The sequence below is a fragment of the Cupriavidus sp. 291-E7 genome, assembly GCF_057798835.1.
The window spans coordinates 492,424-511,342 of record NZ_JBYOJV010000002.1 but is presented as its reverse complement, the minus strand read 5'-3'; the positions used below and the strand labels follow the sequence as shown (position 1 = coordinate 511,342).

Below are 18,919 nucleotides of genomic sequence, written 5' to 3'. Positions count from 1 at the left end.
TTCATGCCCAGCGCGTGCTCACGCAACGCCAGAGGCCATGCCCCGATGCCGCGTACTTGCGTTCGAACGGCGTCATCGGCGCCTCGGGCAGCCAGGCTTCGGCCTGTGCCGGCCGCCCGACCATCGTCAACGCCGCCGCGAATTCGTCGATATAGATCTTCCAGTTGCTGCGGCATTCTAGGTAGTCGCCACACGCGGCCAGCGCGGGAAATACCGCGTGCCCCTGCCAGCGCCGGCCCAGGTGGCCGATCTTGGGCCACGGATTGGGATACAGCACGTAATGGCGCACCACATGCACGTTGCCCTGCTGCAGCAATCGCCAGAAGTCGACCAGATCCGCACGCGCCCAGTGATAATTCACCGGCATCTCGGCATCCCACCAATCCTTGCCGGCGGTCAGGCGCTTCTCCGACTGGTCGATGCCAATCACGTAGTGATCCGGGAATTGCGTCGCCAGCCGCAACGTACTCTCGCCAATCCCGCATCCCGCGTCGATGATCAGCGGCTTGCCGCCGGCCCGCTGCCAAGCCTCGATGGCGTGGTCGAACGCCTGTTGGCTCGGTGCGCCGACGGGCTTGCGGAACGGCTCGGCCAGATGGCGCTGTACGCGCGCGGCCAGGTGCTCATGGATATCGGTCTGCGCCGACGAGATGGTGCGTGAATTGGCAAACATGGGCGCGATTGTACCGGCCCCGGATCGCCCGCTGACATGGTGCAACCATGCCTCGGACATGGATGTACATTTGACGGCACAATACGCCCCATGCCTTCCAAACAGACCGCGCAAGGAGCCCACCCATGATCCGCCGCACACTGCTGCAAGCTTCCCTGTCGATCGCCCTGAGCGCGTCCGCGCTTACCCTGCTGCCCGCTCAGGCTGCCCACGCGGAGGACCTGCGCATCGGCCTGGCGGCCGACGTGACCTCGATGGACCCGCACTGGAACAATGCCGGCCCGAACAATGCCATCGCGCTCCACGTTTTCGAGTCGCTGGTGTTCATGGACAAGAACGCCCGCTACATTCCGGGCCTGGCGCTGTCGTGGAAACCGGTCAACGCCATCACCTGGGAAATCAAGCTGCGCCCGAACGTGAAATGGCATGACGGCTCGCCGTTCACGAGCGAGGACGTCAAGGCATCGTTGGAGCGGCCTGAAAAACTGACCAACGCACCGGGATCTTTCACGAGCTACACCAAGCCGATCGCCCGCATCGACACGCCGGACGCACTGACCGTCCGCCTGACGATGAGCGTGCCGAACTACGCCAACCTGGCCAACGACCTGAACAGCGTGCCGATCATGCCGAAGAAGATCGCCGCGGACCTGAACCAGGCCGACTTCGATTCCGGCAAGTCCATGATCGGCACCGGCCCCTACAAGTTCGTCAGGTTCGCGCGCGGCCAGGAAATCGTCATGCAGCGCAATCCCGACTACTGGGGGCCGAAGCCGGAATTCGACCGCGCCATCTTCCGCATCCTGACCGACAACGGCGCGCGCACCGCCGCCTTGCTGGCCGGCGATGTCGATGTCATCGAAAGCATTCCGGCCGCCGATGTGGCCAAGCTCAAGCAGAACCCGAAGTTCAGGATCGAGCAGACCACGTCCTGGCGCACGATCTTCTGGCAGATGGATCAGTCGCGCGACAACCCGCCCTTCGTCACCGACAAGGCCGGCAAGCCGCTGGGCAAGAATCCGTTCAAGGATGCGCGCGTGCGGGCGGCGATCAGCAAGGCGCTGAATCGCGACGCCATCGTCAGCCGCATCATGGAGGGTCTGGCCGTGCCGGCATCGTCGATCGTCTCGCCGCAGATCTTCGGCCATCCCGGCACCAAGCCCGAAGCCTACGACGTCGAAGGCGCGAAGAAGCTGCTGGCGCAGGCCGGATATCCCGATGGTTTTGCGCTGACGCTGCACGCCACGAACAACCGGTACCTGAACGACGCGCAGGTGGCCCAGGCAACGGCGGGCATGCTGACGCGCATCGGTATCCAGACCAAGGTGGAGACGATGCCGGTTGCCGCCTACTTCACGCGGGCGCGTCAGGGTGAATTCGCCTTCGAGATGCTGGGCTGGGGTTCGGCCGCCGCCGACGTGGCGCTACGCTCGATCACCGGCACGCCAAACCCGAAGACGGGCTACGGCACGTGGAACTGGGGCAAGTACAGCAACCCGAAGCTGGATCAACTGATCGAGAAATCGCTGACGACCGTATCGAGCGACAAGGACCGGGAAGCCAATGCCCGCACGGCCGCGAAGGTCGCGCTCGACGATCACGCGATCATTCCGTCGCACAGCCAGCTGGCGATGTGGGCAATGCGCAAGGGATTGAAGTACGAGGCGCGCACCGACGAATGGTCACTGGCGCAGTTCTTTCACAAGGAATAACACGGCCGAAATTGCCGCTTGTTGGCATCCCTCTCCCACAACGCGGGAGGCGGATGCCGGTTCCACGCAAACTCAGATCACCAGCCGCTCTTCCTGCCGCGCATTCGCCGCGCGCAGTTTCTTGACCCAGTCCTTGGCCGGCAGCTTGGTCGATTCCTCGATCACCGCGGCCCGCGCTTCCAGCGTCTCCCATGACACGTCAATCGCCGGGCCATTGAATGCCAGCGCGATGACGTTGCCATCGTGCACCTCCGGGAACACCAGCACGCGATTATCGAAGGCATCGCAGATCCGCACGATGTTCTTCGGAAAACTCTCGTGGTCACCGAACAGGTTGATCGTCATCACGCCGGGCGCCTTCAGCACACGGCGGCAGGCACGGTAGAACGCCGTGGTGTCCAGCACCGGGCCACGCGCCGTGGCGTCGTACAGGTCAACCTGCAGCGCATCGATCGCAGCGGTGCTGGCGCCATCCATCACGTAGTCCCAGGCATCCTGCTCGCGCACGGTCAGTCGGGCATCGTCCTCGCGCAGGCCGAACATGCTGCGGCCTGCCACGATCACGGCCGGGTTCAGCTCCACCGCGGTGACCTTCGCCTTTGCGAAATGACGATGGCAGAACTTGGTCAGTGCCGCCGCGCCCAGCCCAAGCTGCGCCACGTGGAAATCGGCGGACGACGGCGACAGGAACAGCAGCCAGGCCATCATCTGCTGCGCGTATTCGAGTTCGATGGCCTCGGGCTTGCGCAGGCGCATGGCGCCCTGCACCCACTCGGTACCGAAATGCAGATAGCGCACGCCATCCATTTCGGAGAACGTGACCGGCGCGAAACGCGGGGTCATGCGCTTTTCATCGGCGTCTTTGGAAAGGTTCTTGCGCGAGGACTCACGGTTGCCGCGCGGGGGGCGGCGCGAGGCTACGGCCTCGATCGATTTACGTTTCAGAAGCGTCATGGAAGAAAGAAGTGCGCCCAGGGCGCGGATCATTGGCCCAGCGCGGTTTGCGCGCGCTGCAGCCATTCGCGATTGTGCTCGCGGGCATGACGCGGCCAATGGCGCGCGTCATGAACGATTTCGGAATACAAGGACTTGGCACGCTCACGGTCAGCCGTATCGGACTGCTTGGCCAGCCAGTCGGCATACAGACAGCGCGCGGCCACGTCGCTGGCATTGGTCAGCGCGCGCTCGAAGGCATCGCGCGCACCCGGCGCGCCCAGCGCCGCCAATGTCCGCGCATACAGCAGCGACGGCTCGGACTGATCGCGCGCACGCGGGTTGGCGGCGAACAGCTTTTCGAGCGTGGCCTGGGCTTCCGCATGGCGGCCCGTTGCCAGTTGCGCGCGGGCCAACCCCTCCAGCAACGCCGGATCGGAGGCAAATGGGCCATTGGCGGCGGCCTCGTAGTGTTCGAGCGCCTCGCCCGGGTTGCCAGCATCGAGCAAGGCCGCACCCAGGCGCATGCGGTGCTCGACGGTCGGCGCGCGGTCGAACGCCTGCCGCGCCTCGCGCACGGCGCGACCCGGGTCGACGATCTGGTTGATCGCGCGCTTTGCCACCTGCGCGCCGCGCGTCTGACGCAGGCCGGGCAGATAAATGGCGAAGAAGTAGACGACGCTGCCGAGTCCCGGGAAGAGGAACAGCAACAACAGCCAGTACATGTTCTGGTGAGTACGAACGGCATGCACAGCGAAGAAGATCGCGACGATGACGTGCAGGCCAATGCCGCCGATACCGCCGATACCGAGGGAGGACAACATGGAATCCGATCCTGTGAGGGGCGTCCGAAAGCCGGACAGCCGCGATTGTGACAGAAGCCAGTATGACTTCGCCCGTCGCGCTAAAGTTTTCAGGACCTCCGGCCGAAGAAGGATGTGGGCTCTCTCTTCGATCGGACTCCAACAATGACATCCATCAGCAGCGTTACGCCACAAGTCATGGTGGCCAGTGACGCGACGGTCACCAACAACCGCCGCTTCACCCAGGGCACTGACGACGCCACGGCACAGACCGCCGACGGCCAGGCATCCGGCTCCACCGGCTTGGCATCGGCATCTTCCTCGTCGGCCACCGGCGCGGGCGGCAAGATTACGGCACCCGCCGGCACCGGCAAGGCAGGCGGCGCGGGCGGTGCGGCCGGCGCCGACAGCAGCAGCCAAGACAGCGAATCCGCGGTCATCAAGGCCCTGAAGCAGCAGATTGAAGCGCTGCAGAAACAGTTGGCCGCCCAGATGGCCCAACTGCAGTCCGCGCAAGCCGCGCCGACGGACGACCAGACCAAGGCCAGCACGGTCGCCACGCTGCAGGCTGGCGTGACCGCCACCCAGGCGGCGCTGTCCGCGGCAATGGCCAAGCTGTCGGAGGCGTACCAAGAAGCCACGGGCAGCAGCACCGGCAACATCGTCAATACGACGGCCTGAACGGCCGCTTCCCTTCTCTTTCGAGACGCCCAACGCCCGGCCGGACTCGCTCCGGCCGGGCACTTCCCTCCTCCCCTTTCACCGCCCGGCACTTGTAACAACCCTTGATCTTCATTTAACCAATGAGTTAAATGAGCGCATGCCCAATACCGCCGATCCGCTTTCGACTGTCTTCGCCGCCCTGGCCGATCCCACGCGGCGCGCCATCCTGGCGCGTCTGTCCGAGGGGGAGGCGCCGGTCAGCGAACTGGCACGCCCGTTCGACATGTCCGCCCCCGCCATCTCCAAGCACCTCCGGGTGCTGGCCGACGCCGGCCTGATCGAGCGCGAGATCAACGCCCGTTGGCGCATCTGCCATCTGCGGCCGGGTGCGTTGCGCGATGCGCACGGCTGGCTGGAGACCTATCGGCAGTATTGGGAAAGCAATCTCGACAGGCTCGTGGCCTTTGTCGAGCAGGCGCAATCAGACACCGATGTCACATCAGACAAGGGGATCAAGTCATGAGCGAAGCGGCTACCTTTCAACTGGAATTGACCCGCCAGATCCGCGCGCCGCGCGAGCGGGTATTCGATGCCTTTACGGACCAGTCGGCATTGGCCGCCTGGCACTGCCCGCGTGGCATGAAGGTACTGGAAGCGCGTGCCGACGCGCGCGTGGGTGGCAAGTACCGGATCGCTGTCGGGGCGCGCGATGGCGAGCAGCATATCGTCGGTGGCGAATACCAGCGCATCGACCGTGCCGACTTCCTGGCTTACACCTGGCAATGGGAAGGCGGCGCGGAATTGCCCGCCGGCCTGCGCACGCTGATCGAAGTTACGCTGACCGACAAGGACGGCGGCACCCATCTTCATATGCGGCACAGCGGATTTCCGGACGCCGCGATGCGCGACTCCCATGTCAGCGGCTGGCAATCGGTCTTCAACAATCTGAGCGATTACCTGGACCCGGAAGGCAGCGCGGGCACGCTGACCGTCTATGGCGATGGCCGCAGCACCTATGTCCGCACGGTACGTCTGGCGCTGGAGGAAAAAGGCCTCCGCTACACACTCAAGCCGCTGACACCACGCGATGACGAACTGCTGGCGCACAACCCGTTCGGACGCATTCCAGCATTCGCCGACGGCCCGATCGAGTTCTACGAAACGCGCGCCATCCTTAGCTACGTCAATGACGTCTTCGACGGCATCAACCTGATCCCGCAGACCGGCCCCACCGCGCGTGCGCGGAACGAGCAGTGGATCAGCCTGATCAACTGCCACGCCTATGACGCAATGGTGCGCCGCTACGTGCTGCAGTACGTGTTCCCCAAGGGAGAGAACGGCCAGCCCGACCGCCAGATCATCGAAGCAGCCGTGCCTGAGATGGCAAAACAGCTCGATGCGTTGGAGCAGGCGTACGACGGCCGGGACTTCCTGGTTGGCAATGCGCTATCGATGGCGGATCTGTTCTTCGCACCGATCGTCGAGTACCTGGGAATGTTCCCCGAGAGCCAGGCGCTGCTGGAGACGCGCCCTAACATCCGCCGCGGTCATGCCGTGATGCGTGCGCGGCCCAGCTATGCGGCAACGCAGCCGAAATTCGATTGACCGATTAACCGATTGATCGATTGACTGGGCGCCGCGTTAATCCAGCCACTCGCGCAGCGCCTGCCACGCGATCAGTTTTTCCGCATACGCGAGGGTGTAGGCCGGACTGCTCGAAGGCAGTTTGACGATGGCATGCTGGTCGCCATGATCGCCCAGCGCTTTTTCACCAATCTTGGCCGCCTTGCCGCCGTTGAAAGCAATCGCTCTCAGCTTCGGTTGGTTTTGGTCAATTTGACACCCTGACCGCGAGCCGGGCACCTACTACGTCGAGAGCCCAGAGACCAGTTGGAGGATCACGCCCATCAGCATCTCGCGCTTTTCATCCGACAAGCGCCCAAGCGGCTCCAGAATTTTTCGAACCTGGCAGCTAGACCCCATTGCCGGGACATGCACTCGCATCAGGCGCCGACGCGCCCGACGGAATCTTGAAGCGGTTGTAACCTCACAGATACTGCAGTGGAAACCGTCGGATCATCTCTTCCATCTCGGCGTTGATCCATGCCGCCTGCGCTTCAACGGTCGATGGGAGTGGCCCATCCAGACGCTTCACATGCATGCGCCAGCCACGCCCTCCGGGCAAGCGCTCGCCAGCAGCAATAATGAGAGGCGCGCCGGTTTGTGCCGCGAGCTTGCCCGGTAGCGTCATGGTGTACGCCATGCGGCCAAAGAATGGCACCCATACCCCATCGCCCTTGGGCGCGTGATCCGGCAACAGCCCGACCGCCCCGCCCTGTCGCAGCGCGCGCACGAAACAGCGTACACCGTGGGAAGTTGCAGGGACTGCCTTCAGGCTCGAAGTATCACGTACCGCTTGAAGCAGATTTTGCAACTGCGGCTTGCGATGCGGGCGAAACATGATGGTCAGCGGGATACGCTCTGCGGCATAACGAGCTGCCAGTTCAAAGCATCCAAGATGCGGCGTCAGCATGATGAGCCCACGACCTTCCGCCAGCGCGCGCTCAATCACATCCCAGTCATCGCACACGACCTGGTCCAGACTGACCCGGCTGCGATACCACACGCGTGCCAGTTCGATCATCATGGCACCGGTCTCGCCTGCGGCCTGGCGGGCGAAATCCGGCTCGGCAAAGCCGGCTTGGGCCGCATTCTGCCGTAGATGGTGCCGGTACCGTCCCGGAAAGGCATAGACCATTCGCCCCAGAATGCGTCCCGCCGAGTGTGCGACAGGCAATGGCAGCGCAGCAAGCAGCCGTACCACCTTGGACAGAAGACTGCTCAGGAGAATTGGATGCGGATGCATAGTCAAGGATGGAAGCTTGCCGATTCAATCGCCAACGGAGCGCAACACTACACGCCGGGCGTCTTGCGCTGAGTGGCAAATCTAGCATATTCCGCTGACGGAACCGATCTCTTCGCACACCTCTTTAGAACCCAAGGCAGCGGATTCAAGTCGCAGCAAGAAGGCAAAAAGGGGCCGGCAGCCACCAGGATCGAGCCGATCTGAGCCTTGAGTCAGTCAAAAAAGCTCCGCAAATGCGGGGCTTTTTTCGTCGGCTGCGCGGTCACACTGCCTTGGCGAGCCATACCTCCAACTCGCACCAAGCCTGCAGCTTTTCCCGATACGACATGGTATGGGCCGGACTGCTCGATGGAAGCCTGAGAATATGATGATGACCGCCATGTCGCCCGAGAGCCTTCAGGCCCATGCGCTCGGCCGTGCCGCCATTGAATGCAATCGCACGAAGCATCGGCAGCGATTCGACCAAACCCACCAGATCATTTCCGGCATGATCGCGGATGTTGCTGTCCAAGCTACCTTCACGCTTCGCTTCCGCCACCACATCCCATAAACCGATGTTGTGATCCAGCAGCGTTTGCAGGCGTGCCGGATATTCCATCCCGACGAGATCCTCGCCGACGACATCGCCAACCAACCGCCAGAACTGATTCTGCTTGTGCGCGTAATACTGCGATTGTGCGAGGGAAACTTCGCCCGGCAGGCTGCCGAGCACGAGCACGCGGGTGTGCTCGTCGACGACCGGAGGGAAACAACGTTTGGTGGTCATCGGATTGGCGTGGTGAGACATGGAACGGATTGCCCTCCCCCCCGCCCCTCTCCCGCTCGCGGGAGAGGGGAGAAAACCACGGGCATCGCCAAGGTCTGCGGGTTGCTCCCCTCTCCCGCCTGCGGGAGAGGGGCCGGGGGAAAGGGCAGACGCATCAAACTGCGACAACGAGGATCAGGCCAACAGCCGGTTCACTCGCTGCACATACGCAGCCGCATCGTCGAGCATGCCGCCTTCGGCCAGCAGGGCCTGATCGAACAGCACGCGCACGCGGTCGCTGAAACCGTCGCCCTCGGGCAGGTCGCGCAGCTTCTTCACCAGCGCGTGCTCGGGGTTCAGTTCCAGAATCGGTTGCGCGTCGGGCGCCTTCTGGCCGGCCTGCTTCAGCAGGCGTTGCAGATACCCGCTCATGTCGCCGTCGTCGGACACCAGGCACGATGCCGAATCGGTCAGGCGCAGCGTCACGCGCACGTCCTTGGCCTTGCCTTCGAGCACGGTCTTGGCGCGTTCCACCACGTCCTTCCATTCGGTCGCGGCCTTCTCCTGCTCGGCCTTCTCGGCTTCGTCAGCCAGCGCACCGAGGTCCAGGTCGCCGCGCGCGACGGATACCAGCTCCTTGCCGTCGAATTCGCGCAGGTAAGACAGCATCCATTCGTCGACGCGCTCCGTCAGCAGCACCACTTCGATACCCTTCTTGCGGAACACTTCCAGATGCGGGCTCGACTTCGCGGCGGTCCACGTATCAGCCGTGACGTAGTACACCTTGTCCTGCCCTTCCTTCATACGGCTTGCATAATCCGCCAGCGACACCGACTGTTCGGCCGTGTCGCCGTGCGTGGTCGCAAAGCGCAGCAGCTTGGCGATGCGCTCGGCATTGGCGTGGTCCTCGCCCATGCCTTCCTTGAGCACCTGGCCGAACTGTTCCCAGAAGGTCTTGTACTTGGCGCGCTCGGCTTCATCCTCGCTGTCCGCCAGCGTCTCCAGCATCGACAGCACGCGCTTGGTGCAGCCCTCGCGGATGGCCTTCACGTCGCGGCTTTCCTGCAGCAGCTCACGCGAAACGTTCAGCGGCAGGTCGGCCGAATCCACCACGCCCTTGACCCAGCGCAGGTACGCCGGCAGCAGTTGGTCCGCGTCGTCCATGATGAACACGCGCTTCACGTACAGCTTCAGGCCGGCCTTGTGGTTGCGGTCCCACAGGTCGAACGGCGCGCGCGCCGGGATGTACAGCAGCTGCGTATATTCGCTGCGGCCTTCCACGCGGTTGTGCGTCCAGGCCAGCGGCGCCTCGTGGTCGTGCGCGATGTGCTGATAGAACGCCTGGTATTGCTCGTCGGAGATATCGGACTTGTTGCGGGTCCAGAGCGCGCTGGCCTGGTTCACGCTTTCCCACTCGCCAGTCAGCTTCTGCTGCTGCGCCTCGGCATCCCACTCTTCCTTGGGCATGCGGATCGGCAGCGAGATATGGTCCGAGTACTTGCGGACGATGTGTTGCAGGCGGTACGACGACAGGAAATCGTCCTCGCCGTCGCGCAGGTGCAACGTGATTGTGGTGCCACGCTCGGTGCGGTCGATCGCATCGATCGTAAATTCGCCGTCGCCGGCGCTTTCCCAACGCACCGCTTCGCTGGCGCTCAGGCCCGCACGGCGCGTTTCGACGGTGACCTTGTCCGCGACGATGAAGGCCGAGTAGAAGCCCACGCCGAACTGGCCGATCAGCGCGGCGTCCTTCTGCTGGTCGGCGGACAACTGCTGGAAGAATTCCTTGGTACCCGAACGGGCGATGGTGCCCAGATTGCGGATCGCCTCGTCACGGCTCATGCCGATGCCGTTGTCGGTGATCTTCAGCGTGCGTGCGGCCGGGTCGGCTTCGATCCGGATCGCCAGATCGGCATCGTTCTCAAGCAAGGCCGGATTCGCAATCGCCTCGAAGCGCAGCTTGTCGGTGGCGTCCGAAGCGTTCGATACCAGCTCGCGCAGGAAAATTTCCTTGTTGCTGTACAGCGAGTGGATCATCAGGTGCAGCAACTGCTTCACTTCCGCCTGGAAGCTCATCGTCTCGTGCGGTGCGGTCATGGTTCTCCTCTTGAAAACGAATCCGTGAAACTGGGGTGCCCTGCTCCGTCTGTTCCGAAGCAGGATCGATGGGGCTGGAAATAGGGTCGGAGGGGTGGGATTTCAAGCCCCTATCCAGACCCGAGGCGCGTCTCAGGTGGCCGATGCCGCCGGCTGGCCCGACAGGCGCTCCATCTGACCGGCCAGAAAGCGCAGCATGCCCGGATCGCTGCTGCTGGCCACGTTGAAGCGCGTCCACGTGGATGGCATCTGCGATGGCGAAAACAGGCTGCCCGGTGCGAACAGATAGCCTTCCTCGTGCCCGGCCGTGGCAATGACGTTGGTATCCACGCCCGTATCGGCCCACAGGTACATGCCGGCCACCTGGCCCGGGAAGATGCGGATGCCCAGCCGCTCCAGCTGCTCGCGTGTTTCGTCACGGGCGCGGTCGAGCCGCACCCGCACACGCTCGGTGTGCTTGCGGTAGTGCCCTTCCGTCAGCACCTTGTAGACCACGCGCTCGTTGATCTCCGGCGTGGCCATGCCCGTCACCAGCTTGCTGTCGGTCAGACTCTCCGCAAGATCCGGGCTGGCGGCAATAAAGCCCACACGCAGGTTCGCGGCCAGCGTCTTCGAAAAACTGCCAAGGTAGATCACCCGCTTGAGCTGGTCCAGGCTGGCCAGTCGCGTGGCGGCATGGCCGGGCGGGCAGAGGTCGCAATAGATATCGTCCTCGACGATCGTGAAGCCGTACTGCTCGGCCAGTTGCAGCAGGCGGAACGCCCGGGCGGCGGAAAGCGAGGTGCCCGTGGGGTTGTGCAGCACCGAATTGACCACCAGCAGCTTGGGCTTGTGCGCCTGCGCAATACGCTCCAGCGCCTCCAGATCTGGGCCGTCGGCGGTATAAGGCACGCCAATCACATTGGCACCCTGCGTGGCAAAGCGGGCAAACATCACGAACCAGGCGGGATCGCCTACCACCACGGTGTCTCCCGGATGCAGGAACTGCCGCGCGATCAGGTCGAAAGCCTGGGTAATGCCCGACGTCATCACGATCTGATCGGGCGTGACGCCAATCTCCAGTTCCTCCAGCCGGGTACGCAACTGCTGCCGCAGCGGCAGAAAGCCCAGCGGCGTGCCGCTGGACAGGAAATGCCCGCCCGGCTGCCGGCCCAGGCTGCGCATGGCCCCCGACAGCAACTCGCCATCGAGCCATTCGTTGGGCAGGAATCCCCAGCCCGGCGCCTTGTGGCTCTCGGCCGAGTGGAACATGCTGCGCAGCAGCCAGGTGACATCGACATTGCGGATGGCGGGCGAGGCCACGGGCGCCACCACGGACGGATGCGGCAGCCGGTCTCGCACATAGAAGCCCGAACCGCGCCGCGACTCCAGGTAGCCCAACGCCACCAGCCGCTCATAGGCTTCCACCACGGTAAAGCGCGAGATGCCTTTTTCCGAGGCCAGCTGGCGGATCGACGGCATGCGCATGCCGGCCCGGAAGACGCGCTCGTCGATGCGTAGCCGCGCCCATTCGGTCAGCTGCTCGACCAGCGTCATCTGCGCGGACGGGATGGGATCGGGTAGCTGGGGATGGCCGGCCGGCGGCATCACCAGCCGCAGCGGCCGAGTGCCTCCTGGCGTGGCGCCCGCGGCCCCGTCATTTCCGTCCCGATTGTTCTTCTGGCTGCCTTCCATGTGGCGCTCCCGCAACTGTACTGAAGACGACTTGCTCAACTGTATCGGTACTGTACCGACTACCTTGACTACCATCAACCCACAATGAAACTTGCCATCGATCATCTCGTGATTGCCGCGCCTGACCTGGAGTCGGGTACCCGGCATGTCGCCGCCCTGCTCGGCATTGCCCCGCAGGGCGGCGGCGCCCACCCGCGCATGGGCACGCACAATCGCGTGCTGGGCATGTTCGGCGGGATGTACCTTGAGGTGATCGCCATCGATCCGGCCGCCCCAGCGCCAGAGCGCCCGCGCTGGTTTGGGCTGGACAGCGACCTGACGCAGCAGCGTCTGCGCGACGGGCCGTTCCTGGCGCACTGGGCCGCCCGCGTCGAGCGTCCGGCCGATCTTTCGCGCTGGCAGTCGCAATATCCCGACAAGATCGCCCCCGCCATTCCGATGGACCGCGGCACTCTGCACTGGCGGCTGACCGTGCCTGATGACGGCAGCCTGCCCACGTGGCACGGCGATGCGGCCAGCGCGGGCGACGGCCTGTTCCCGACGCTGATCCAGTGGGACGTGCCCAACCATCCCGGCAACAGCCTGCCGCGCCAGGATCTGGCCCTGCGCAAGCTGCGCGGCCAGCATCCGCATGCCGAACTGCTGCGGCAGGGCCTGGCATGGATCGGCGCCACGTACCTGATCGAAATCGAACAGACCGACGGCCCGCCATTGCTGACGGCCGAGATCGAAACCCCAGCGGGCATCAAGACCCTGCGCTGAACGACAAAAACCAGACACACCCAAGGAGCCCCCGATGCCAGCTGCCACGCAAAAGCGTTTCGACGACGACGCTTACCTCGATCACTGTCAGGCCACGGTACTGGCGGTCAGCGATGCGGGCATCGAGCTGGATCAGACCGTCTGCTACGCGCGCAGCGGCGGGCAGGCCGGAGACACCGGCACGCTGACCACGGCCGATGGCCGAGCGATCACGCTGGCCGATACGGTCTATGCCGACGATCGCACGCGCATCCTGCACGTTCCCGCACCCGACATGCCCGCGCTGAAGGCCGGCGACCGCGTCGAGGTGAAGATCGACTGGGCGCGGCGCCATCGGCTGATGCGCCTGCACACCTGCCTGCATCTGCTTGGTTCGCTGATCCCGGTGCCGGTCACGGGCTGCGGCATCTCGCCAGACTCCGCGCGCATCGACTTTGACCTGCCCGAATCGACGCTCGACAAGACCGTGCTGACCGAACAACTGAACGCGCTGATCGATGCAAAGACGCCGGTCAGCATCGATCGCATCACGCCCGAAGAACTGGCCGCGCAGCCGGACCTGGTACGCACCGTGGGCGCGGCGCCGCCGGCCGGCACCTCCACCATCCGCATCGTCGAGATTCCCGGCGTCGACCGCCAGCCGTGCGGCGGCACGCACGTGGCCAATACGGGCGAGATCGGCGCGATGGTCGTGACCAAGATCGAGAAGAAGAGCCGCACCAACCGGCGCGTGGTCGTCAACTTCGCATGACCGGCATGGAAACCTGGCTGACGGGCCTGTCGATGGCCCAGTTTCTGGCATTGGTCACGCTGCTCGCGGTGGGCGCGTTCACGCCCGGACCGAACACGACTGTCGCGGCCGTCACCGGCGCCAATTTCGGCCTGCGCGCCACCCTGCCCCATTGCATCGGCGTGTCGGTAGGCTTTGCCAGCATCATCGCGCTCTGCGCCACGGGCATCGGTGCGCTGATCCTGGCCAGTCCGATGCTGGCCACGCTGATCCGCGTGGCGGGCGTGCTGTACCTGCTCTGGCTGGCCTTGCGCATTGCGCGCAGCACATCGCTGGCCGAAAAGAACGTGCTCAAGCCGATGAACGTCTGGCAATCGATCGCCATGCAGTACGCGAACATCAAGGCGTGGATGCTGGCGCTGGCCGTGGCCGCCTCGTATATGGAAGGCGCGCCGTCGCTGGGCCAGCGCGTGTTGCTGGTGAGCGTGCTGTTCGCGTCGTTCGGGTTCTGCAGCAATGGCGCCTATGGCGTGCTGGGTGCGTCGCTGCGGCAGTGGCTGATGCATGGCAGCCGCGTGCGCTGGTTCAATGGTGCGATGGGGCTGGCGCTCGCGCTGACGGCCGTGTGGATCGCCATCGCCGGACAACCTCACTGAAAGTCATGAGTCAGAACTCCCACCCTCACTCCGGCGGTATGCTGCTGGGCTTTATCGGCGTGGCGATCTTCAGCCAGACGCTGCCGTTCACGCGCATGGCCGTGGCCGAGCTTGATGCGACGTTCGTGGCGCTGGCCCGCGCCGTGATCGCCGCCGCGCTTGCGCTTGCACTGCTGGCCGCGCGCGGCGCCCTGGTGCCGTCGAAACGCCCGCGCGGACGCCAATGGCCGAGACTCGCGGTGACCGCGATTGGCGTGGTCGTCGGATTCCCTGTGTTTTCGTCGCTCGCCATGCGCGAGGTGCCGGCCGCGCACGGCGCCATCGTGATCGGCCTGCTGCCGCTGGCGACGGCGGTGTTCGCCGCATGGTTCGGCAACGAGCGGCCATCGCTCGGATTCTGGCTCTCCGCGCTGGCGGGCAGCGCCCTGGTGGTGGGCTTTGCACTGTGGCAGGGTGCGGGCGGCCTGCAGCATGCCGACTGGTTCCTGTTCCTGGCCGTGGTGCTCGGGGCACTCGGCTATGCCGAAGGTGGCAAGCTGTCGCGCGAGCTGGGCGGGCTGGAAACGATTAGCTGGGCGCTGGTGGTGTCTCTGCCGGTGCTGGTGCCGGTGGTGGCGTGGCTGGTACTGCGGCACGCACCGGAAATTGCCGCCGCATCGCCGCGTGCATGGATCGGCATGGCCTATGTTTCGGTGTTTTCGATGTTCATCGGCTTTCTGTTCTGGTACGCCGGCCTGGCAAAAGGCGGCGTGGCCCGCGTAGGCCAGATACAATTGCTGCAGCCGTTCCTCACGCTGGCGGGCGGCGCCGTGATTCTGGCCGAGCCTCTCGATGCCGCCACCGTCGCTTTCGCAGTGGCGGTGATCGCCGTAGTGGCCCTCGGCCGGCGCGCCGCCGTGCGCAACACCGCACCCGCCACGCCATCCGCCCCCGCGGCTGGAGAAACGCCCCCCATCCTCCCAGGACGCATTCACTGACAGGAGTCACCGCATGTCCGTCTACGACACCCTTGCCAAACTCGGCGTGGAACTGCCCACCGCCGGCGCCCCCGCAGCCGCCTATGTGATGGCAGCGACCACTGGCAACACCGTATTCCTGTCGGGCCATATCGCCCGCCGCGACGGCAAGCCGTGGGCCGGCAAGCTCGGCAAGGACATCGACACCGAATCCGGCAAACAGGCCGCGCGCAGCATCGCCATCGACCTGCTGGCCACGCTGCACGGCCATATCGGCGACCTGAACCGCGTCAAGCGCATCGTCAAGGTGATGAGCCTGGTGAATTCCACGCCGGAGTTCACCGAGCAGCACCTGGTGACCAATGGCTGCTCCGAATTCCTGGCCGAAGTGTTCGGCGAGAAAGGCAAGCATGCCCGCAGCGCCTTTGGCGTGGCGCAGATCCCGCTGGGCGCCTGCGTCGAGATCGAAATGATCGTCGAGATCTGATCGTCGGAATCCGACCGCCCGATACCAATAGAGACATTGCCAGGCCCACGGGCCTGGCACACGAACTTACCCCCACCACGAGACCAATCATGAAATGGGCCATCTCCCGCCGAGCACAGCAACTGACCAGCTCGGCCATCCGCGAAATCCTGAAAGTCACCGAGCGTCCGGAAGTCATTTCGTTCGCCGGCGGCCTGCCCTCTCCGGCGTCGTTCCCGGTAGCGGCAATGGAAGCGGCGGTGGCCCGTGTATTCGCCGATAACCCGCAAAGCGCGCTGCAGTACGCCGCCACCGAAGGCTTCCTGCCGCTGCGCGAGTTCGTGGCCAAGCGGTACAACGTCGGCGTCGAGCGCGTGCTGATCACCACGGGTTCGCAGCAGGCGCTGGACCTGATCGCCAAGGTCATGATCGATCCGGGCAGCCCGGTGCTGGTGGAAACGCCTAGCTATCTGGGCGCGCTGCAGGCGTTCTCGCTGTTCGAACCGGAATTCGTGTCGATCCCGTCCGACGAAAAGGGCCTGATCCCCGAAGCGCTGACCGCGGAGCTGACCGCCGGCGCGCGCTTTCTGTACGCGCTGCCGAACTTCCAGAACCCCACGGGCCGCCGCCTGCCGCTGGAGCGTCGCCAGGCGCTGGTCAAGCGTGCGCAGGAACTGGGCATCCTGCTGGTGGAAGACGATCCGTATGGCGAACTGAGCTACACCGGCAACACGCTGCCGACGCTGCTGTCGATGAACACGGACGGCGTGATCTACATGGGTTCGTTCTCGAAGATCCTGGCACCGGGCATGCGCCTGGGCTTCGTGATCGCTCCGCCCGAACTGCATTTCAAGCTGTGCCAGGCCAAGCAGGCATCGGACCTGCACACGCCGACCTTCACGCAGCGCATTGCCTACGAGACGGTCAAGGACGGGCTGCTGGAAACCCACATCCCCACCATCCGCGAGCTGTATGGCAAGCAATGCGCGTACATGCTGGACGCGCTCAAGCGCCACATGCCGGCCGGCGTCACCTGGAACGCGCCCGAAGGCGGCATGTTCATCTGGGTGGAGCTGCCGGAAGGCCTGAACAGCATGACGATCCTGGAAGAAGCCGTGCGCCGTAACGTGGCCTACGTGCCGGGCGCGCCGTTCTACGCCGGCAACCCGCGCATGAACACGCTGCGCCTGGCCTTCGTGACGGTACCGCAGGAGCGCATCGAACAGGGTGTGTCGATCCTGGGCGAGCTGTTCCGTGAAGCCATCGCCAAGGGCGCCCCGCAGCCGCGCGCGGCCTGATGGCCATCCACGACATGGAAGCCGGAGAGCCACACACCATGCTGCGCATCTGGGGCCGCCTGTCGTCGATCAACGTGCAAAAAGTGGTCTGGTGCGCGCGCGAGCTGCACCTGGACCATGAACGCATCGACATCGGCAACCAGAAGGGCGAACTCGACGCCGAAGCGTATGTGCGCCTGAACCCGAACCGGATGATTCCGGTGATCGAGGATTTCCGCGACACCGACGTGGCCGGCGAACCGTTCGTGCTGTGGGAGTCGAACGCGATCGTGCGCTACCTGTGCGCGCGCTATGGCGAAGACACGCTGTGGCCGTCCGACGTCAAGCAGCGTGCCTCGGCCGACCGCTGGATGGACTGGCAGACCACGACGTTCAGCCCGGCGATGGTGCAGGCCTTCCTGCAGATGGTCCGCACGCCGGAGGACCAGCGCGACCAGGCCATCATCGACAAATCGTGCGAGCGCACTGAGCCGCTGGCGAAGATGCTCGACGATGCGCTGACGAACCGCGAGTTCATCGGCGGCGACCGCTTCACGATGGCCGACATCTCGCTGGCCTGCGCCGCGCACCGCTGGATGGGCACGCCAGTGCCACATGCGCCGCGGCCAAACCTGGAGCGCTGGCTCGCCGCCATGCGCGCCCGCCCGGCGGCCACCAGCATCCTGGTGCTGCCGTTGAAGTAGTAATCGCGGAAGCTGCTTGTTTGCGCCCCCAGTTGCTTTCGGGGGCGCATGCTTGCATACCTCTACACCAGCCCCAGCAGCCCTGCGCCCGCGCCCAGGGCCACCAGCAGCAGCGGGTGGATCTTGGTCTTCAGCATCAGCCCCACCGTCACAAGCGTCACCGCCGCGGCCGTCCAGCTATGGTCGACGCTGGTGGCCAGCACCCATCCCGTGGACATCAGCAGGCCGATGGTCAGCGCCGACAGGCCCCGCTTGATCAGCACCGGCCAGACCGCATGCGGCGAGCGTCCGGCGAAATATTCGAACCCGAGCGCGATCACGCTGGATGGCCCGCAGATGCCGAGCATCGATGCGAACGCGCCGGCCGCGCCGGCCACCTGCCATCCGAACAGCGCCACGAACAGGATGTTCGGCCCCGGCGACGCCTGCGAGATGGCGTACAGCGCGGCAAACTGCTCGTCGGTCATCCAGTGATTGGCTTCCACCAGGTAGCGGTGCATGTCGGGAATCACCGTGCCGCCCCCGCCCACCGCAAGCAGCGACAGCATGCCGAAGTGGCTCAGCAGATCGCGCAGGATTTCCGGTGGCGCCATCATGCCCCCTTGCGCATGGCGCGGTATTCCAGCACCAGCGCGACTGGCACCAGCACGGCCATGACCGGCAACAACGGCCAACGCAACCAGCCGATGGCCACGAACGCCACCACGCCGATGACGAGGGCGCGCACCGAGCGCGGCTGGCTCTGCGCCAGCTTCACGCCCGTCGACAACACCAGGCCGGCAGCCACGGCGGTCATCCCCGCCAGCATCTGCCGCACCTGCGGCACGTCCTGGTAGCGCAGGTACAGGCCCATCACGCACAGCACCACCACCATCGGCACGAACACCAGCCCGCTGAACGCCGCAACCGCACCGCGCAGGCCAGCAAAGCGCAGGCCCAGCATCAGCGCCAGGTTGATGACGTTCGGACCCGGCAGCACCTGTCCGAGACTCAGGATCTCGACGAAATCCCGATCGTTGAGCCAGCGGTTGCGCTCCACCACCGAGCGCCGCACGAACGGCAGCACGCCGCCAAAGCCTGACAAGCCCATGCGGGCGAACTCAAGGAACAGCGTGCGGGCGTTGGGAGGCGGCGCGAGCGATGGCTCGACAAGCAGGGGCGTGGAGGACATGACGTGACGATGATCGCCTGCCAAGCGGAAT

19 protein-coding genes and 2 pseudogenes are annotated in these 18,919 nt (G+C 64.9%); 11 read left to right on the top strand and 10 right to left on the bottom strand.

Annotated features, from left to right (window positions below):
* Position 1: 1 nt before the first annotated feature.
* A complete protein-coding gene (gene trmB / locus AC3FLX_RS05380; RefSeq protein WP_488694511.1) occupies positions 2–673 on the bottom strand; it encodes a tRNA (guanine(46)-N(7))-methyltransferase TrmB in 672 nt (223 codons plus the stop codon).
* 125 nt (positions 674–798) lie between these two features.
* Between trmB and AC3FLX_RS05375 the strand changes: the two genes are divergently transcribed.
* On the top strand, positions 799–2,385 hold the full coding sequence (locus AC3FLX_RS05375) for an ABC transporter substrate-binding protein (RefSeq protein ID WP_488694509.1): 1,587 nt from the start codon (positions 799–801) through the stop codon (positions 2,383–2,385).
* 72 nt (positions 2,386–2,457) lie between these two features.
* Here the strand turns inward: AC3FLX_RS05375 and AC3FLX_RS05370 are convergent, their stop codons facing one another.
* Entirely contained in the window at positions 2,458–3,339 is an 882-nt protein-coding gene (locus AC3FLX_RS05370) for a class I SAM-dependent methyltransferase (protein ID WP_488694507.1), read from the bottom strand.
* A 29-nt stretch (positions 3,340–3,368) separates the two neighbouring features.
* A complete protein-coding gene (locus tag AC3FLX_RS05365; protein ID WP_488694506.1) occupies positions 3,369–4,142 on the bottom strand; it encodes a tetratricopeptide repeat protein in 774 nt (257 codons plus the stop codon).
* 144 nt (positions 4,143–4,286) lie between these two features.
* Between AC3FLX_RS05365 and AC3FLX_RS05360 the strand changes: the two genes are divergently transcribed.
* The 3 genes from AC3FLX_RS05360 (at position 4,287) to AC3FLX_RS05350 (ending at position 6,389) form a co-directional block, all read left to right on the top strand.
* The gene (locus AC3FLX_RS05360) at positions 4,287–4,802 is read left to right on the top strand and encodes a hypothetical protein (RefSeq protein ID WP_488694504.1); all 516 of its coding nucleotides are present in this window, start codon (positions 4,287–4,289) and stop codon (positions 4,800–4,802) included.
* A 139-nt stretch (positions 4,803–4,941) separates the two neighbouring features.
* Positions 4,942–5,307: an ArsR/SmtB family transcription factor gene (locus AC3FLX_RS05355; protein WP_488694502.1), complete on the top strand. Its 366-nt coding sequence runs from the start codon at positions 4,942–4,944 to the stop codon at positions 5,305–5,307.
* Complete coding sequence (locus tag AC3FLX_RS05350) at positions 5,304–6,389, top strand: SRPBCC domain-containing protein (RefSeq protein ID WP_488694500.1); 1,086 nt, start codon at positions 5,304–5,306, stop codon at positions 6,387–6,389. Before AC3FLX_RS05355 ends, AC3FLX_RS05350 begins: the two co-directional genes overlap by 4 nt.
* 36 nt (positions 6,390–6,425) lie before the next feature.
* Here the strand turns inward: AC3FLX_RS05350 and AC3FLX_RS05345 are convergent.
* From AC3FLX_RS05345 to AC3FLX_RS05325, 5 genes and pseudogenes are all read right to left on the bottom strand, one after another.
* Positions 6,426–6,605 (bottom strand): annotated as a pseudogene (locus AC3FLX_RS05345) (DNA-deoxyinosine glycosylase); the annotation flags it as partial.
* A gap of 229 nt (positions 6,606–6,834) precedes the next feature.
* A pseudogene (locus tag AC3FLX_RS05340) lies at positions 6,835–7,650 on the bottom strand (lysophospholipid acyltransferase family protein); the annotation flags it as partial.
* 262 nt (positions 7,651–7,912) lie between these two features.
* Positions 7,913–8,416, bottom strand: coding sequence for a DNA-deoxyinosine glycosylase (locus AC3FLX_RS05335; RefSeq protein WP_488694726.1), 504 nt, complete (start codon positions 8,414–8,416; stop codon positions 7,913–7,915).
* A 174-nt stretch (positions 8,417–8,590) separates the two neighbouring features.
* Positions 8,591–10,492, bottom strand: a complete 1,902-nt coding sequence (gene htpG, locus AC3FLX_RS05330) for a molecular chaperone HtpG (protein ID WP_488694498.1) — start codon at positions 10,490–10,492, stop codon at positions 8,591–8,593.
* A gap of 132 nt (positions 10,493–10,624) precedes the next feature.
* Positions 10,625–12,166: an aminotransferase-like domain-containing protein gene (locus AC3FLX_RS05325; RefSeq protein WP_488694497.1), complete on the bottom strand. Its 1,542-nt coding sequence runs from the start codon at positions 12,164–12,166 to the stop codon at positions 10,625–10,627.
* 84 nt (positions 12,167–12,250) lie between these two features.
* Here AC3FLX_RS05325 and AC3FLX_RS05320 point away from each other — a divergent pair, with 84 nt between their 5' ends.
* From AC3FLX_RS05320 to AC3FLX_RS05290, 7 genes are all read left to right on the top strand, one after another.
* Positions 12,251–12,928, top strand: a complete 678-nt coding sequence (locus AC3FLX_RS05320; RefSeq protein ID WP_488694495.1) for a VOC family protein — start codon at positions 12,251–12,253, stop codon at positions 12,926–12,928.
* 34 nt (positions 12,929–12,962) lie between these two features.
* Complete coding sequence (locus AC3FLX_RS05315; RefSeq protein WP_488694494.1) at positions 12,963–13,679, top strand: alanyl-tRNA editing protein; 717 nt, start codon at positions 12,963–12,965, stop codon at positions 13,677–13,679.
* A gap of 5 nt (positions 13,680–13,684) precedes the next feature.
* The gene (locus tag AC3FLX_RS05310) at positions 13,685–14,314 is read left to right on the top strand and encodes a LysE family translocator (RefSeq protein WP_488694493.1); all 630 of its coding nucleotides are present in this window, start codon (positions 13,685–13,687) and stop codon (positions 14,312–14,314) included.
* A 5-nt stretch (positions 14,315–14,319) separates the two neighbouring features.
* Positions 14,320–15,291 carry a DMT family transporter gene (locus AC3FLX_RS05305; protein WP_488694491.1) on the top strand — a complete coding sequence of 324 codons (972 nt, stop codon included), beginning with the start codon at positions 14,320–14,322 and terminating at the stop codon, positions 15,289–15,291.
* 13 nt (positions 15,292–15,304) lie between these two features.
* On the top strand, positions 15,305–15,757 hold the full coding sequence (locus tag AC3FLX_RS05300; protein WP_488694489.1) for a RidA family protein: 453 nt from the start codon (positions 15,305–15,307) through the stop codon (positions 15,755–15,757).
* A gap of 89 nt (positions 15,758–15,846) precedes the next feature.
* Entirely contained in the window at positions 15,847–17,034 is a 1,188-nt protein-coding gene (locus tag AC3FLX_RS05295) for an aminotransferase-like domain-containing protein (protein WP_488694487.1), read from the top strand.
* A gap of 38 nt (positions 17,035–17,072) precedes the next feature.
* Positions 17,073–17,717, top strand: coding sequence for a glutathione S-transferase family protein (locus AC3FLX_RS05290; RefSeq protein WP_488694723.1), 645 nt, complete (start codon positions 17,073–17,075; stop codon positions 17,715–17,717).
* Between the two features lie 62 nt (positions 17,718–17,779).
* Here the strand turns inward: AC3FLX_RS05290 and AC3FLX_RS05285 are convergent, their stop codons facing one another.
* Together AC3FLX_RS05285 and AC3FLX_RS05280 are read right to left on the bottom strand one after the other, a co-directional pair.
* Positions 17,780–18,310 carry a chromate transporter gene (locus tag AC3FLX_RS05285; protein WP_488694721.1) on the bottom strand — a complete coding sequence of 177 codons (531 nt, stop codon included), beginning with the start codon at positions 18,308–18,310 and terminating at the stop codon, positions 17,780–17,782.
* Entirely contained in the window at positions 18,310–18,888 is a 579-nt protein-coding gene (locus tag AC3FLX_RS05280; RefSeq protein WP_488694485.1) for a chromate transporter, read from the bottom strand. The genes AC3FLX_RS05285 and AC3FLX_RS05280 overlap by 1 nt, the downstream gene beginning before the upstream one ends.
* Positions 18,889–18,919 lie beyond the last annotated feature (31 nt).